Origin of the sequence: Actinomadura keratinilytica (assembly GCF_039539665.1) — a bacterium.
Lineage (GTDB): Bacteria > Actinomycetota > Actinomycetes > Streptosporangiales > Streptosporangiaceae > Spirillospora > Spirillospora keratinilytica.
In genome coordinates this window covers 67,099-82,078 of the sequence record NZ_BAABDO010000004.1, presented here as the reverse complement: position 1 = coordinate 82,078, position 14,980 = coordinate 67,099, and the positions used below count along the sequence as shown (strand labels likewise).

The 14,980-nt window shown below is 72.6% G+C and carries 10 protein-coding genes; 4 read left to right on the top strand and 6 right to left on the bottom strand.

Annotated features, from left to right (window positions below):
- Positions 1–233: 233 nt before the first annotated feature.
- The 4 genes from ABD879_RS02480 to ABD879_RS02465 all read right to left on the bottom strand — a co-directional run bounded on the left by ABD879_RS02480 (position 234) and on the right by ABD879_RS02465 (position 8,323).
- Positions 234–3,731, bottom strand: coding sequence for a CDP-glycerol glycerophosphotransferase family protein (locus ABD879_RS02480; RefSeq protein ID WP_345016966.1), 3,498 nt, complete (start codon positions 3,729–3,731; stop codon positions 234–236).
- A 109-nt stretch (positions 3,732–3,840) separates the two neighbouring features.
- The gene (locus ABD879_RS02475; RefSeq protein ID WP_345016964.1) at positions 3,841–5,922 is read right to left on the bottom strand and encodes an acyltransferase family protein; all 2,082 of its coding nucleotides are present in this window, start codon (positions 5,920–5,922) and stop codon (positions 3,841–3,843) included.
- Between the two features lie 39 nt (positions 5,923–5,961).
- A complete protein-coding gene (locus ABD879_RS02470; RefSeq protein ID WP_345016962.1) occupies positions 5,962–7,413 on the bottom strand; it encodes an LCP family protein in 1,452 nt (483 codons plus the stop codon).
- Positions 7,414–7,471: 58 nt separating this feature from the next.
- Positions 7,472–8,323, bottom strand: coding sequence for a TIGR03089 family protein (locus ABD879_RS02465; protein ID WP_345016960.1), 852 nt, complete (start codon positions 8,321–8,323; stop codon positions 7,472–7,474).
- A 133-nt stretch (positions 8,324–8,456) separates the two neighbouring features.
- Between ABD879_RS02465 and ABD879_RS02460 the strand changes: the two genes are divergently transcribed.
- The 3 genes from ABD879_RS02460 to ABD879_RS02450 all read left to right on the top strand — a co-directional run bounded on the left by ABD879_RS02460 (position 8,457) and on the right by ABD879_RS02450 (position 12,639).
- Entirely contained in the window at positions 8,457–10,487 is a 2,031-nt protein-coding gene (locus ABD879_RS02460) for a hypothetical protein (RefSeq protein ID WP_345016958.1), read from the top strand.
- Between the two features lie 63 nt (positions 10,488–10,550).
- Positions 10,551–11,474, top strand: coding sequence for a glycosyltransferase family 2 protein (locus ABD879_RS02455; RefSeq protein WP_345016956.1), 924 nt, complete (start codon positions 10,551–10,553; stop codon positions 11,472–11,474).
- Positions 11,475–11,559: 85 nt separating this feature from the next.
- Positions 11,560–12,639, top strand: coding sequence for a glycosyltransferase family 4 protein (locus ABD879_RS02450; protein WP_345016954.1), 1,080 nt, complete (start codon positions 11,560–11,562; stop codon positions 12,637–12,639).
- A gap of 7 nt (positions 12,640–12,646) precedes the next feature.
- On the opposite strand, the gene trxA is transcribed toward ABD879_RS02450, so the two are convergent.
- Both trxA and ABD879_RS02440 read right to left on the bottom strand, forming a co-directional pair.
- Complete coding sequence (trxA, locus tag ABD879_RS02445) at positions 12,647–12,970, bottom strand: thioredoxin (RefSeq protein ID WP_345016952.1); 324 nt, start codon at positions 12,968–12,970, stop codon at positions 12,647–12,649.
- A 2-nt stretch (positions 12,971–12,972) separates the two neighbouring features.
- Complete coding sequence (locus ABD879_RS02440) at positions 12,973–14,001, bottom strand: lysylphosphatidylglycerol synthase transmembrane domain-containing protein (protein WP_345016950.1); 1,029 nt, start codon at positions 13,999–14,001, stop codon at positions 12,973–12,975.
- Between the two features lie 127 nt (positions 14,002–14,128).
- On the opposite strand from ABD879_RS02440, the gene ABD879_RS02435 reads away from it, so the two are divergent.
- A complete protein-coding gene (locus ABD879_RS02435; protein ID WP_345016948.1) occupies positions 14,129–14,833 on the top strand; it encodes a class I SAM-dependent methyltransferase in 705 nt (234 codons plus the stop codon).
- Positions 14,834–14,980: the final 147 nt, after the last annotated feature.

Here is a 14,980-nt window from a genome sequence, read left to right as displayed (position 1 = left end):
GGTGGTTCGTCCTGGCGGCTCCGAGCGCCGTCGGCCGCGGGAGCCGGGCGCGCTCCCGTCGGCCGAGAGGGCACGATGCTACCGCTCCGACAGGGGGTGTCCGCCGGGTGAACGCGCAGTTCGTCATCTTATGGTGATCACGACGGCCGGGGGGCGCCCGCGCGGAACGCCGAGCGGCGAGTCCCCTCGGGTCGTCCGGACAGGCCCGGACGACCCGAGGGGACCCCGCTCGGTCAGCGCGCCAGCAGCCGGTCGACCACCCGGGCGGCGGCCTGCCCGTCGTCCATCGGGCAGTACTTGTCGCGGAAGGCCCGGTAGGCGGCGGCGTGCTCGATGCCCACCGAGTCGATGCGGCGCACCGTGTCCACCACCTCGTCCAGCTCGGTCAGCAGCGGTCCCGGGGCCTCCGCGGCCAGGTCGAAGTACACCCCGCGCAGCTCGTCCCGGTAGAAGTCCAGGTCGGGCGTGTAGAACAGGATCGGCCGCCCGGTCGCGGTGAAGTCGAACATCGCCGACGAGTAGTCGGTGACCAGCACGTCCGCGATCAGGAACAGCTCGGTGACGTTCGGGTAGTGCGTGACGTCCACCACCTGGTCCCCGATGCCGACCGTGCGGTCGGCCACCATGTGGTGCTGGCGGACCAGCACCACATGGTCGTCGCCCAGGGCGGCGGCGAGCCGCCCGGTGTCCAGCACCAGCTCGGCCTGGCGGCCGGAGGTCTGCCACACGTCCTCCCGCCACGTCGGCGCGTACAGCACCACGCGGCGCCCGGCCGGCACCCCGAGCCGCTCGCGCACCCGCAGCGCCCGCTCGTGCCGGTCCTCGGCGAACAGCAGGTCGTTGCGCGGGTACCCGGTCTCCAGCACGTCGCCGTCGTAGCGGAACGCCCCGCGCAGGATCTGCGTGACGTGCGGCCCGGCCGACAGCAGGTGGTCCCAGAACGGCACGTCCTCCACGAACTGGCCGAGCGCGGCGATGCCGCCCGCGATCCGGCCGCCCTGCAGCAGGTCGTAGCCGACGTGCTTGAACGGCGTGCCGTGCCAGGTCTGCAGGTACACCTGGCCGGGGCGCTTCTCGAAGCCCTGCATCTGCGGGCCGTTGTTGACGATGAACCGCGCCGCCGACGTCAGCTCGTAGTACTCGCGGCTGCCGCGCAGCACCGTCCGGCCGCCGTCCGGCACCCGGAACTGCCCGTCGGAGGTGCACCACACCAGCTCCAGGCCCAGGTCGCGGCGCTTGAGCTCCTCGTAGACCGCCCGCGGGTTGCAGGCGTGCCGGCGGCCCGAATAGCTCTCGAAAACCACCAGGTCGCGCAGCGGCGCGGTGTTGGCCGACGAGAAGTGCCGCCGCTGCAGCGTGCGCTGGGCGTAGGGGCCGCGCTCGTCGTCCGACAGCGCCGTGCGCACCCACAGGTGCAGCAGGTCCCGGTTGACCCGCAGCGCCAGCTCGTGGACGCCGACGAACCGGGGCTCGGGCAGCGCCGCGCGGGTCTGCCGGTCGATGCCGACGGCCACGTCCCCGTTCGGGCCGGGCGCGTACAGGTCCCACCGGCCGCTCGGCAGCGGCAGCGCCCCGTCGAACGACTCCCACCGGGCGTCCAGCAGCGCGGTGAAGTCGGACCCGTCCCACGTCAGCGGCACCTCGTGGGTGTTGGTGGAGCGGCGCCGCCGCATGACCAGCCGGTCCGGCCGGGTCCGCGGGTCGGCGCACGAGCCGGTCAGCTCGATCGTGGCGCCCTCCAGCCAGCGCACGCCCGTCACCACCAGCCGCGGCGAGCGCTCCACCAGCGTCAGGTTGCCGTACTTGGTGCTGATGACGTCGTATTCGCGGCCCGCCACCGTCTCGCGCAGGCCCAGCAGGTCGGCCTCCACGCCCAGCCGCAGCTTGCCGCGGCCCTTGGTCTTCAGCGACACGTCCCAGTCGATGCTGTCGCCGGTCACCGCCGCCTCGGCCGAGCCGGTCTGCTCGGCCAGCTCGGCCAGCTCGATGGACGCGGTGAACTCCACCCGCCCCCCGGCGCCCGACCCGGTGTGCCGCACCGGGAACTTCACCGTGGTCTTGCCCTGCCGGAACGACGCCAGCAGGTGCCCGTCGGTCACGTACACCGCGTCCTCGCGCCGCACCCACCCGGTCAGCTTGACCGTGCCGTCGCCGCCGCGCACGTCGGTGACCTGCGCGCGGATCGGCTGCACGCCGATGAGCAGCTCGCGCGCCTGGGTGTACTTGGGCTTGACCTGGCGGCCCGGCGCCACCTCGTGCGCCGGGGGCCACAGGCCGGCGCCCTTGGGCTTGGCGAGCCGGCCGCGCCGCTTCTCCCCGTGCGTGGTGACGGTGACGAACACGTGCCAGTTGCCCTCCCCCGAGCCCAGCTTGGCCGGGTCCAGCTCGAAGGCGAACCCCGACCAGTCCAGGTCGGCGGTGGCCTGCCCGCTGCCCGCCGTCACGTCCGGGCGCCGCACCCGCTCCACCTTGGGGCGGATCACCTTCGGGAACAGCCGCAGCATCCGGCGGCGCAGCTCGACCTCGATCACCGAGTCGTCGGCGGACGCCACGTTCAGCCGGTCGATGTAGGCGTGGCCCTCGATGCGCAGCCGCCCGTCGCGCCACAGCACCTCGTCGATGCCGGTCTTGAGCTCCAGCTCGTCCTCCGACAGCTCGTACAGCCGGTCGGGGAAGCGCGGGTCGCCCAGGAACGGGTAGTTGCCGTACCAGCCGGACTTGCCCTCGCGGCGGATCGCGCTGGTGCGCTCGGGGTGCCGCTTGGAGAACGACACGATCTCCACCAGCTCGGGCATCATCCGCTGCCGCACCGCGTGGAACTTCAGCCGGTCGATGGCGGGCAGCTCGTCGAACAGCTTCGGGTCGACGGTGTCCAGGAACTCGTTGACGATGTCGAAGAACGTCTCGCGGTACTGGTCGTCGCCCTGGTCGACGATGTTGACGTAGATGCGGATGTCGTCGCGCAGCGTCGAGGCGTCGTAGCGGTCCTTCAAATCCGGCGCGTGCTCGGCCAGGAACTGCGACGCCGACCGCACCGAGCGGATCCGGTCGCCCAGGTTGCCCGGCTCGGTGCGCCGCTGCGTGATGGACCGGGCGCCGGTCTCGCGCACCCGCCAGTGGTAGACGACCTCGTGCAGCACGTCGACCCGCTTGGCCAGCACGTGCGCGGGGATCGTCACCGGCGCGTCCTCGTACAGGCCGGCCGGGAACGTGAAGTCGTGCCGGTCCCAGAACGAGCGGCGGAACACCTTGTTCCAGGCCGTGCGGTCGCGCAGCAGCTCGGGGAACTCGCGCACGTGGGTGCGCTTGCGCTCGACCGGGAAGATCTTCATGTGGACGCCCGAGTGCATCAGTCCGTCCACCCCGAACCGCCGCACCGCGCCGGCCGCGATGTCCGACCCGGTCTCCTCCAGCGACGACACCATCAGGTCGTAGGCGTAGCGGGGGATGATGTCGTCGCTGTCGGCGAAGGCGAGGTACTTGCCGGTGGCGTGCGGCACGCCCGCGTTGCGCGCCGGACCCAGCCCCTGGTTCTCCTGCTGGACGAGCCGGAACCGGGCGTCGCGCTCGGCGAACTCCTTGGCGATCGTCGCACTGCCGTCGGTGGACCCGTCGTCGACCATGATGACCTCAAGGTCGCGCAGGGTCTGCCCCGCGATCGATTCCAGGCAGGGCCGCAGGTACATCTCTACGTTGTAGAAGGGAACGACGACGCTCAGCAGTGGTGACAAGGTTCTCTCGGCTTTCCCGACGAAGGTGCGCCCGACGGCGGACGCTGAGGGGATGACCCGGGCCGGAGGGGCGGCCCACGGGGGACTTCAGGCAGCGTAGCCAACCGGGCTAACGAACGACCGGCTCAGCGGGTTTCGCATCCGCGGACGCGAAACCCGCGGGGCTCGGCGGGCCGTGCGGCCCCTGCGGCGGCCGCGGCGCCCTGCCCTTGCCCTTGGCGGGGGGCGCGCCCAGGCGGCGGAACCGCGTGAACGCCCACGTCATCTTGGGCTCCAGGGCCCAGCTCATGCACCGCACGACCGGCTTGGTGCACAGCACCGTGCCGACGACCAGCGCGACCGCGATGACCACCAGCACGCCGGGGGTGGTGTTCATCCAGTCCAGGTCCCACCAGCCGAGGAAGCTGAGCAGCCGCGTGTAGAACCCGTGCAGCAGGTAGGTGTACAGGGTGTAGGCGCCGAGGCCGGTGAACCAGGTCCGGCGCCGCGGCACCAGCGACAGGAAGGCGAACACCAGCGTCACCGCGCAGGCGAACATGGCCAGCCGCATGACGGTGCCGGTGACGTTGTCCACCCCCAGCTTGACGTGCGGGTCCTTCCAGTAGAGCCACTTGCGGGACATGTGGTCCATGGCCAGGTAGGCGACGCCGAACCCGCCCGCCAGGATGGCCGCGCCCAGCACCCGCGACATCGGCCGCTTGACGATCTCGAAGTGCTCGGGCCGCAGCATCAGGCCGAGCACGTAGAACGGCAGCAGCCCGATCACCCGGTGGATGTCGAACGTGCCGCCCATGGGGCTCATGTACGACATGAGGGAGAAGCCCACCGCCACCGCCAGCGGCCAGCGGATCTGCTGCCACACCGGGGTGGACAGCCGCCACATGAACAGCGCGCACAGGAACCAGGTCAGGTAGTACGGGTTGAGCAGGCTGATCTCCAGGTCGTTGCGCCCGACCAGCCAGTCGTAGGTGGAGTAGGCCGTCTCGAAGACCACGTACGGGACGCCGACGTTGGTGATGAGCTTGCGCGCCTTGCCGGGGGACGCCGACCAGTTCCGCGAGAAGTAGCCGGTGATCACAATGAACAACGGCATGTGGAACATGTAGATCAGGAAGTACAGCGCCTTCGCCAGCGGCACGTCCATCAGGCCGGCGATCGAGTGCCCGATGACCACCAGCAGGATCGCCAGGAACTTGGCGTTGTCGAAGAACGGGTCGCGCTCCTTGCGGCGCGGCGCCGGCACCGCCTTGCCCTTGCCCGCGGCGCCCGACGGGTCCCCGGTCACCACCGGGTGGCCGCCGGTGGACACCACCGGGTACCCGCCCGTGGACACACCCGAGGGCGCGGCGTCCCGTGCGGCCGCGCCGCCGCCTCGTGACGCGGCGCCCGCGTGGGCGAATCCACCCTGTTCGGCGGCGGGGCGCTGTTCGGGGATCGCGTGGTGGGTTCCGGAGGGCGACTCGTCCCCGGTGCGGCCGAATGCCGCCGCGCCGCTGCTCCGTGGCGTCGCGCCTGCGTGCGCGAACCCTCCGCTTCGGCCGCCGGAGGGCTGTTCGGCGAGCGTGGGGTGGGCTCCGGAGGAGTCGCCGTCTGCGGTGCCGCCGAACGCCGCCGTACTGCCGCTGCGTGGCGTGGCGCCCGCGTGGGCGAATCCACCCTGTTCGGCGGCGGGGCGCTGTTCGGGGATCGCGTGGTGGGCTCCGGAGGGCGACTCGTCCCCGGTGCGGCCGAATGCCGCCGCGCCGCCTGGTGGCGTCGCGCCCGCATGGGGGAGCCCTCCGTGTTCGCCGCCCGGGGGCGTCTGCTCGGCGCCTGCGGGGACGATGCCGGGGGGCAGTTGCGTCGTCGTCTGGGGGGAGGCCTGCGGGTCACCGGCGCCGTGGGCGCCGCGAGCCGCCTCCGGGGGCAGTTCGACCGTGCGGTCGGGCGGGGCCATTTGGAGCGGTCCCGTAGCCTCGGTCGGCGTCGCGGCGGAGAGGACGCCGTCGGGGGACGCGTCGGCGGGGGGCGTGCCGTACGGGGGCGTGTGGCCGGCCGGCGGCGGCACGGCCTGACCGGACGGGGCGCCCGGCGCGTCGGTGTCCGCGGCGCCGGACCAGCCGGGCGAGGGCGGGCCGCCCCCGGTGTCCGGTGTCGCGGTCGGGTCGGGGTCGGCCTGCGGGTCTGCGCTCGGCCTGGTCGGATCAGTCATGAGCCGGGGTGCGGGGTCTCCCTAGTACCGGTGCGGGGGTCATTCCTTGCAGATGTCGTCGGTCGCGCGGACCTCGCCCTGCTGGCGCGGGATGCCGGTCTGGACGCTCTGCGAGGTCTTGAGCGCCTGCCAGTCGGAGCCGACCACCAGATCGACCACGCCGGGCACGCCGCCGCTGGTGCGCGGGGCGGGCTTGGGGCTGGTCGCGACCAGGCCCGCCACGGTCTGGGCCTGCTGGTCGGCGCCGGAGCCGTACAGCACCTTGGTGGTGCGCGAGGTGGTCTCGTTGCCGCCCACGCTGACCTGGAAGCCCTGCTCCTCCAGGTCGTCGGCGACCCGGCGGGCCTGCCCGTCGATGCCGCTGGCGTTGAAGACGCGCACCCGGACCTGGCTCGGCGGGATCTTGGGCGCCGACGAGCTCTGCTTGCTCTGCTGGTTCTGCTGGGTCGGCACGGTCTTGTCGTTGCGCAGCGCGGTGAACAGCTGGTTGGCGGCGGGCTGGGAGAGGGCCAGCCGGTTGGGGTCGGGCGCGTACGCGCCGTTCGGCACCGTGACGAAGCGCAGCTTGCCGGAGGTCATGCCCTGCATGCCCTGCGCGATCTGCATCATCACCTGCGGGCTCAGGTCGTTGTCGGTGGTCAGCGACTTGGTGGCCGCGCTGATCAGCGACCACAGCCGGCCCGGGTTGGTGAGCACGCCCGCGCTCAGCGCCTTGTTGGCCAGCGAGCCCATGAACTTCTGCTGGCGCTTGATGCGGTCGGTGTCGGAGCCGTTGCCCAGGCTGTAGCGGGCGCGCACGTACGCCAGCGCGTCCTCGCCCTTGATGGTCTGCCGGCCCGCGGGCAGGTGCAGGTTGGCCTTGGTGTCGTTGACGGCCTTGGGCAGGCACACCTCCACGCCGCCGACGGCCTCGGTGATGGCCTTGAACCCGTTGAAGTCGATCTGCACGAAGTGGTCGATGTGGATCTTGGTGAAGCTCTCGATGGTCTTCACCGTGCAGGACGCGCCGCCGAGGGTGAACGAGGAGTTGATCTGCCCGATCGACTGGGCCTGGGTGACCCGGCCGTCCTTGGTCTTGCAGGACGGGATGGGCACCATCAGGTCGCGGGGGAAGCTCACCCCGATGGCCTGGCCGCCGCCCGGCGACAGGTGGAGCAGGATCATGGTGTCCGACCGCGGCGGGTCGTTCTGCATGCTGCGGCCGTACTTGGCGTTGGCGCCCTCGCGGGTGTCCGACCCCAGCAGCAGGATGTTCATCGCGTTGTTGAGCTTCTTCGGCCGGTTCGGGCCGACCAGCGCATCGGTGTCCTCGTGCGCGATGTTGCCGAACGCCTTGCGGTAGAAGCCGTACGCGGTCAGGCTCCCGACGACCATCGCCACCGACATTCCGATGGACACCCAGCCCAGGACGCGCCAGCCGCGTCGACGAGCCGGCTCGGGCTGCAGCTCGGCGTCGTCGACGTACTCCATGTACATCGGGTTGCTGTTCATCGGCTCCGTGGTGGGGGTCTGCCGCCCCTCAGGGGTCGGAAACTAGGGAGAGGTTAGGTCAAAGGAGGCGGCGTACGGACCCGGTTGCGTCATTCCATCCGGAGAGGCCGGCCACCGCCGTCACATGCTCCAGGATCACTCGGCGATCTATGGCTGCTTCGTCGACGTTTCGTTGGATTATGACCGAGGCACCAGAGGCTAGTGGGGCCACCAGCCCGCACAGAACCCCGTCCAGTGTGGTGAAGGGCATGTCAACCAGGATCCTGTCGCCCGCGTCGAGCCCCCATTTCTCCGCGGCCGCCTGTGCCTCGTATGCCACACCTGCCCCACTGAGTGTGGTTTTTGTCACATGCCTCCCGGGTAGGGTGAGCGCGGGTCGGTCGGGAGTGACCGACGGGGCCGGTGCGAACCGGTCGCCGTACGCGCGCACCTCGACCGCGTAGTCGAGCACCCCGGGCGGGCAGTCGGGCAGCGGGCCGCCGAGCGCGTGCAGGGACAGCCCGACGATCTCCTCGGCGTCCGTGCGGTCGATCACCGTGTCGAGCACCTCCCCGGCGGCCGCCAGGATGTACGGCCCGGACCGCGCGGCCGGTTCGGCCTCCGGCCCGGCTCCCGGCGGTTCGCTCCCCGGCATCGGGACCGGCTCGGCCACCACGCCCGCCGACCAGCACGCCATCAGCCACACGGCGGTCTGCCAGTGCGCCGGCAGCATCAGCACCGCGCGGTCGCCCGGCTGCGCGCCCAGCCCGTCCACCAGCAGGTTCGCCGTCTTGGCGACCCAGTTGTCGAACGTGCGGGCCGACAGTTCGACGCGCTCGCCGGTGCCGTCGTCGTAGAAGGTCACCAGGGGGCGCGACGGGTCGTCGTCCACGCGCCGCCGCAGCAGTTCCACGGGTCCGATCTCGGTCATGTGACCCGAGCGTAGAACCAGCGGCGCCGGACGCCCCGCCAACCGGTGATCACGGCGTGCCCGTCCCGCGCGTTCCGCCCCGGTGCGGCCGCCCCGCTACGCTCCGCTCGATGAACCCACCGAGGAGAACCCGATGAGCGCCGCCCGCGTCCTGGCGCGGGTCAGCGTGGTCCCGGCGCTGCTGCTCGTGGCGTGGCTGGCGGTGTCCCTGCCGTTGCTGCTGGCGGGGGTCTTCCGTCCGGTACCGGCCATCGCGCTGTTCGCCGTGGCCGCGGCGGCGGTGCTGTGGTTCGGGCTGCGCGCGCCCCGCGACGCGTCCGGCGGGGAGGCGGACGAGGCGCGGCCGGTGTCCTGGTGGGCGGCCGGGGGCGTGCTCGCGGTCGGCGTCGCCTTCCTGGTCTTCCAGGTCGTCATGAACGCCGAGCAGATCATCGTGCGGCGCGACCCCGCGTCGTACGTGCAGTTCGCGACCTGGCTGAAGGAGCACGGCTCCCTGCCGATCCCGCAGATGCGGTGGGCGTTCGGCGGCGGAGACCCCGCGCTGAGCTACGAAAGCCCCGCCTTCTACCAGAGGGGCGACGACATCGTCCCCCAGTTCATGGCGGGCCTGCCGCTGATCCTGTCGCTGGGCGGCTGGATCGCCGGGACGCACGGGATGCTGCTGATGGCCCCCCTGCTCGGCGCGTGCGCGGTGGTGGCGTTCGGGGGGCTGACGGCGCGTCTGGTGGGGCCGAACTGGGCGCCGCTGGGCGCGGCGGCGCTGGCGTTGAGCCTGCCCATGCTGTGGGTGTCGCGCTCCACCTACAGCGAGCTCCCCGCCCTGGTGCTGCTGCTGGGCGGCCTGGCGCTGCTGCACGACGCGCGCCGCTGCCAGGTGCGGGCGCAGGCGTTCCTGGGCGGGCTGGCGCTCGGTCTCATCGTGCTGGTGCGCATCGACGCGCTGCGGGACGTGCTGCCCGTGGTCGTGTTCGCCGGGCTGCTCGTGGGCTGCGCGCGCCGCACCGGGTGGCCGCTGGGGCTGGGCCTTGCCGTCGGGGTCGGCGCGGGGCTCGTCGAAGGGTTCGTCCTGTCCCGCCCCTACCTGCGATACCTGCACGCGTCGCTGAACCCGCTGCTGGCGATGGCGGCGGCGCTGGCGGGCGCGACCCTGCTCACGGCCGCCGCGCTGCGCTGGGACGTCACCGGCCGGCGGCTGCGGCGGGCCGGCGCGGCGGTGGCGCGCGGGCGGCTGCCGGACGTTGCGGCCGCGCTGACCGTCCCGGTCCTGGCCGCGTTCGCCGCCCGCCCGCTGTTCCAGACCGTCCGCCGCGAGCCGCGCAACGCCGACGACGAGCTGAACGTCCACTTCATCGAGCAGGTGCAGCGCATCAACCACCTGCCGGTGGACGGCACCCGCCAGTACTCCGAGCTGTCCTACCACTGGGTCGCGTGGTACATCGGCGTGCCCGCGGCGCTGCTGGCCGCCTTCGGCGCGGCGCTGCTGGTCCGCCGCCTGCTGCGGGGGCGTTCGACCGAATGGGTGCTGCCGTTCGCGGTCCTGGCGTGGACGACCGTGACGACGCTGCTGCGCCCCGCCATCACCCCCGACCATCCGTGGGCGTCGCGGCGGCTCGTCGCCGTCGTCATCCCGGGGATGCTGCTGCTCGCGCTGTGGGCGGCCGACTGGGGGCTGCGCCGCGTCCGCCGCGCCGGGCGCGGGCCGCGCGCCGTCCGGGCGTACGCCGCGGGGGCCGCGGTGCTCGTCCTCGCCCCCATCGCGGTCGCCTCGGCCGGGGTCATGGCGGTGCGCACCGAGCAGGGCGAGGTGGCGGCCGTGCGCGGGATGTGCGGGCGGATCGGCCCGAACGCGTCGGTGGTGATCGTCGAACGCGCCACCGCCGACCGGTTCTCGCAGGTCGTCCGCGGCATGTGCGGGCTGCCCGCCGCGCGGACGGTGCCCGACGCCGGCCCCGGCGACGTCGCCCGCATCGTGCGCAAGATCTACGACGCGGGGCGGCGGCCCGTGCTGCTCGGCGGCGAGGCCGCGAACGTGGCGCCCTACGGGCGGGCGGTCCGCGTGCTGGAGCTGCGCACCCGCCAGGACCAGCGCACCCTGACCCGGTGGCCGACGGGCACCTGGGGCCTGACCGTCAACGTGTGGATGGCCGTGCCGGACCGGCCGTGACTGGGGGCTGCGCACGCGCGTGGTGGCCGCCGCGCACCGCCCAGGGGAGTATCCTCGCCGTGCGTGAGCACCGAGCCCGAGCCCACGGCCCCCTCAGAGCGCGTCCACGTGACGATCGTCCTGCCGTGCTACAACGAGCAGGACCACGTCATCGACGAGGTCGAGCGCATCTGCAAGGCGATGGACAACAGCGGCCAGTCCTACGAGCTGCTGGCCGTCGACGACTGCTCCACCGACGCGACCCTGGAGCGCCTGCGGGAGGCCGAGCCCCGCTTCCCGAACATGCGCGTCATGGCGTTCCAGCACAACAGCGGCGCGGGCACGGTGCGGCGCATCGGCACCCAGCAGGCGCGCGGCGACATCGTGGTGTGGACCGACGCCGACATGTCCTACCCGAACGAGCGCATCCCCGAGCTGGTCGAGATCCTCGACAGCGATCCCAGCGTCGACCAGGTGGTCGGGGCCCGCAAGACCGAGGAGGGCACGCACAAGCTGCTGCGCGTGCCCGCCAAGTGGTTCATCCGCAAGGTCGCCGAGCGGCTCACCAACACCAAGATCCCCGACCTGAACTCGGGGCTGCGGGCGTTCCGCCGCGAGGTGTCGCTGCCCTACCTGCGGCTGCTGCCGCCCGGGTTCTCCTGCGTCACCACGATCACGATCGCGTTCCTGTCGAACCAGCACCCGGTGCGGTACGTGCCGATCGACTACGCCAAGCGGGCCGGCAAGTCCAAGTTCCGCTTCTTCAAGGACGCCTACCGCTACATCCTGCAGGTGCTGCGGATGGTGATGTACTTCAACCCGCTGAAGGTGCTGATGCCGCCGGCGCTGTGGCTGCTGGGCATCGGCGTCGTCAAGGGCGTGTTCGACATGGTCGTGCACTTCGGGTACTTCGCCAACAACACCGTGATGATCTTCATCAGCGGGCTGCTCATCGCCTCGCTGGCGCTGCTGGCCGACCTGATCGTGCGTTCGCGCGGCGACACCTGAGCACGGCGCATGGGGAACGGCGCACAGGCAGCGGCGCACGGACAGGCGCATGGGAAACGGCGCGTGAGCGCGTGAGGACCGTCGAATGAGGATCGCCGTCGTGGGGCCCGCGTTCCCCTACAAGGGGGGCGGCGCCCACCACACCACCGAGCTGGCGCACCGGCTGGCCGCGGCCGGGCACTCGGTCGTCATCGAGTCGTGGCGCGCGCAGTACCCCGCGTTCCTGTACCCGGGGCAGCAGACGATCTCCGAGCCCGAGGGCGAGCCGTTCCCCGGCACGCGCCGCCGCCTCGACTGGCGGCGCCCCGACGGGTGGTGGCGTACGGGCCGGTCGCTGCGCACCGCCGACCTGGTGGTGCTGGCCGTGCTGAGCCCGGTGCAGGTGCCGTCGTACCTGGGCATCCTCAAGGGGCTGCGAGGGCGGGCGCGTGCGGTGGCGCTGTGCCACAACGTGCTGCCGCACGAGCGCAAGCCCTACGACCGTCCGCTGATGAGGGCGCTGCTGAAGCGGGTGGACGGCGTGCTCGTCCACACCGAGCAGCAGGGGGCGCTGGCGCGTGAGCTGGCCGCGCGTCCCGTGCGCGTGGCCGAGATGCCCGCGCACCTGCCCACGCCCGCGGTCGAGGTCGCGCGGGACGGGGCCGTGCGCCGCCGGTTGCTGTTCTTCGGGATCGTCCGCCCCTACAAGGGCCTGGACGTGCTGCTGCGGGCCCTCGCCGACGGCCCGGACGACGTGTCGCTGACCGTGGCCGGGGAGTTCTGGGGCGGGCTGGAGGAGACCCGCGAGCTCGTCGGCAGGCTGGGGCTGACCGGGCGGGTGGAGCTGCGCCCCGGGTACGTGCCCGCCGCCGACGTGCCAGCCCTGTTCGCCGCGTGCGACGCGCTCGTCCTGCCCTACCGGTCGGCCACCGCGTCGCAGAACGTGTGGATGGCCTACGAGCACGGCGTCCCCGTCATCGCCACGCGCGTGGGCGGCTTCGCCGACCAGGTGCGCGACGGCGTCGACGGGCTCATCTGCGAACCCGGCGACCCGGGCTCCCTGGCCGACGCCCTCAAACGCTTCTACGCGCCGGGGGAGCCGGAGCGGCTGCGCTCCGGCGTCCGCCCGGTCGACCACGAACCCGTGTGGGCCGCCTACCTGGAGGCCCTCACGGGCACGTGGTGATGAGCCGTCACAGGTGCTGGTCGATGAGCTTCGTCAGCACGCGCTTGGGCTTGGCGCCGGTGATCTGGTCGACGACCTCGCCGTTCTTGTAGAGGTTGAGCGTCGGCAGGCTCATCACGCCGTACTTTTGCCCGGTCTCCGGGTTGGCGTCGGCGTTGATCTTGGCGATGGTCAGCCGGCCGGCGTACTCCGCGGCGAGCTCCTCCAGCACCGGAGCGATCATCTTGCAGGGACCGCACCAGTCGGCCCAGAAGTCCACCAGCACGGGCAGATCGCTCTTCAGGACCTTCTCCTCGAAGGTGTCGTCGGTGACGGTGATGGGCGCGGTCACGATCACTCCTTACTCGGTTGCCTGCCCGGCACAAGCCTCTCCGGGCGCGATTCATTCCCGTTACCTGCGTCACGCGGAGGGACGCGCGGCCGCTCCCCGGCGGCCGCGGCCGGTTCCGCGGGGCGGTCCGCCGCCGGCCGGGCCAGCACCGCGATGCCCGCGTTGACCAGGTCGGCGACGGTCAGCAGCACCCGGGACGCGATCGCCACCGCGATCGGCGCCCCGGCCGGCAACCACGACGACAGCGCCAGCACCAGCGCGGCCTCGCGGGCGCCGATGCCGCCCGGCGCGATGAAGACCAGGAACCCGGCCACGAACGCCAGCGCGTACGCGCCCGTCGCCGCGAACGGCAGGCCCGCCCCCTCGCCGCCCACGGCCGCGCACAGCAGCCAGGTGTGCACGCCGAACAGCGCCCAGGCCAGCATCGTCCAGGCGATGGCGCGCAGCGTCACGCCCAGGCCGACCGGGTGCTCCAGCGGCGGCCTGCGCACCAGGCGCAGGGCCGTGTCGAGGCACCAGGTGACGATGCGCGGGTGCAGGGCGCCCAGCAGCACGGGCGCCAGCAGGAACAGCCACCAGTACCGCTCGCGCGCCGCCTGCGAGGTCAGCGGCAGCGTCACCGACGCGACGGCCAGACCGCACGCGCACGTCGTGGCGACCGCCAGCAGCACGGAGCTGAAGTTGCGCAGCCGCGGCACCTGGTAGGCCCGCCCCATCTCCACCTGGGTGACGATCGCCCACACCTTGCCCGGCACGTACTTGCCGAGCTGCGACACGGCGTTGATGCGGAAGGCCGCCCGCAGCGGCAGCGGCGACCCCAGCCCGCCCAGCAGCGCCCGCCAGGCCACCATCCAGGCGAACAGCCCGGCCAGCCCGGCCGCGAACGCGCCCGCCAGCGCCGCCCACGACATCTGCTGGAACGCCTGTACGGTCTCGTCCCACCGGGCGACGAGGCTGTACGCGCAGAAGCCCAGGGCGAGCAGCACGAGCAGGGCCCGCACCGCCCGCGTCACGGCGGCCTTCACATTCACCCGCCCAGATTAGGCGAACCGGGCGGGCGGACCCGACGGTCCGCGCGGGCGCGTCCCCCGACGACCCCTGGGGGTTTGTCCTGGCCGCCCCACGGGCCGTGCCGAGGCGCCCTATTGTGGGCTGACGATGAAACTCTCCGATGTGGTCGCCTTCATGGGGCACCAGGTGCACGTGTGCCGGTACCGCGAGGCGGGGACGCTGCTCGACTGGATGGGCCGCGACCTGCGCGGCAAGCGCGTCCTGGACGTGGCGGGCGGTGACGGCTACTGGGCGGGGCGGGCCCGCAGGCGCGGCGCGCAGGCCGTGTCGATCGACCTGTCCCGCAAGAAGATGCTGTACGGGCGGACCCTCGCCGACGCGCCCGCGCTGGTGGAGTGCGACGCGCTGCGGCTGCCGTTCGGCGACGCGACCTTCGACGCGATCCTGTCCGTGTGCGCCATCGAGCACTTCGACGACGGCGGCACGTCCCTGGACGAGATGGCACGGGTGCTCAAACCCGGCGGTGAGATCTTCATGTCCGCCGACGTGCTCAGCCGCGCCGACTCCTGGCCCAAGCTGCGGGACGCGCACAAGGCCAAGTACCACGTCCAGCACACCTACACCCATGAGACGCTGCGCCGCCTGATGGACGAGCGCGGCCTGGACCTGCTGCGGCACTCCTACCAGTTCCGCACCGCCGCCGCCGAGCGGCTGTACCTGTCGCTGTCGGCCTACGGCGGCCGGGTGGGCTTCAACGCCGCCGCGCCGCTGGTCCCGCTGGTCGCCCTGTCCGACCGGCGCGCCCCCAACGAGCGCGGCAGCATCGTGCTGATCCACGCGCGCAAGCGCTGATCCGCCCCGCGGCCCGCTAGGTTGATCTACGAGGGCGCGGTGGACCGGCCGGACGCCGCCGGACCGAGCGAGGCGGCCGGGGCCGGTGCGGTGCGCCGGGCCCGCGACGGACGTCCGCCGACGGCGTGGGAACCGTCTCCGCGCCGC

Coding starts and splice junctions, on each gene's coding strand:
- ABD879_RS02465 (WP_345016960.1), bottom strand. CDS start 8,323: ATGACCGAGATCGGACCCGTGGAACTGCTGCGGCGGCGCGTGGACGAC.
- ABD879_RS02435 (WP_345016948.1), top strand. CDS start 14,129: ATGAAACTCTCCGATGTGGTCGCCTTCATGGGGCACCAGGTGCACGTG.
- ABD879_RS02450 (WP_345016954.1), top strand. CDS start 11,560: ATGAGGATCGCCGTCGTGGGGCCCGCGTTCCCCTACAAGGGGGGCGGC.
- ABD879_RS02475 (WP_345016964.1), bottom strand. CDS start 5,922: ATGACTGATCCGACCAGGCCGAGCGCAGACCCGCAGGCCGACCCCGAC.
- ABD879_RS02470 (WP_345016962.1), bottom strand. CDS start 7,413: ATGAACAGCAACCCGATGTACATGGAGTACGTCGACGACGCCGAGCTG.
- ABD879_RS02460 (WP_345016958.1), top strand. CDS start 8,457: ATGAGCGCCGCCCGCGTCCTGGCGCGGGTCAGCGTGGTCCCGGCGCTG.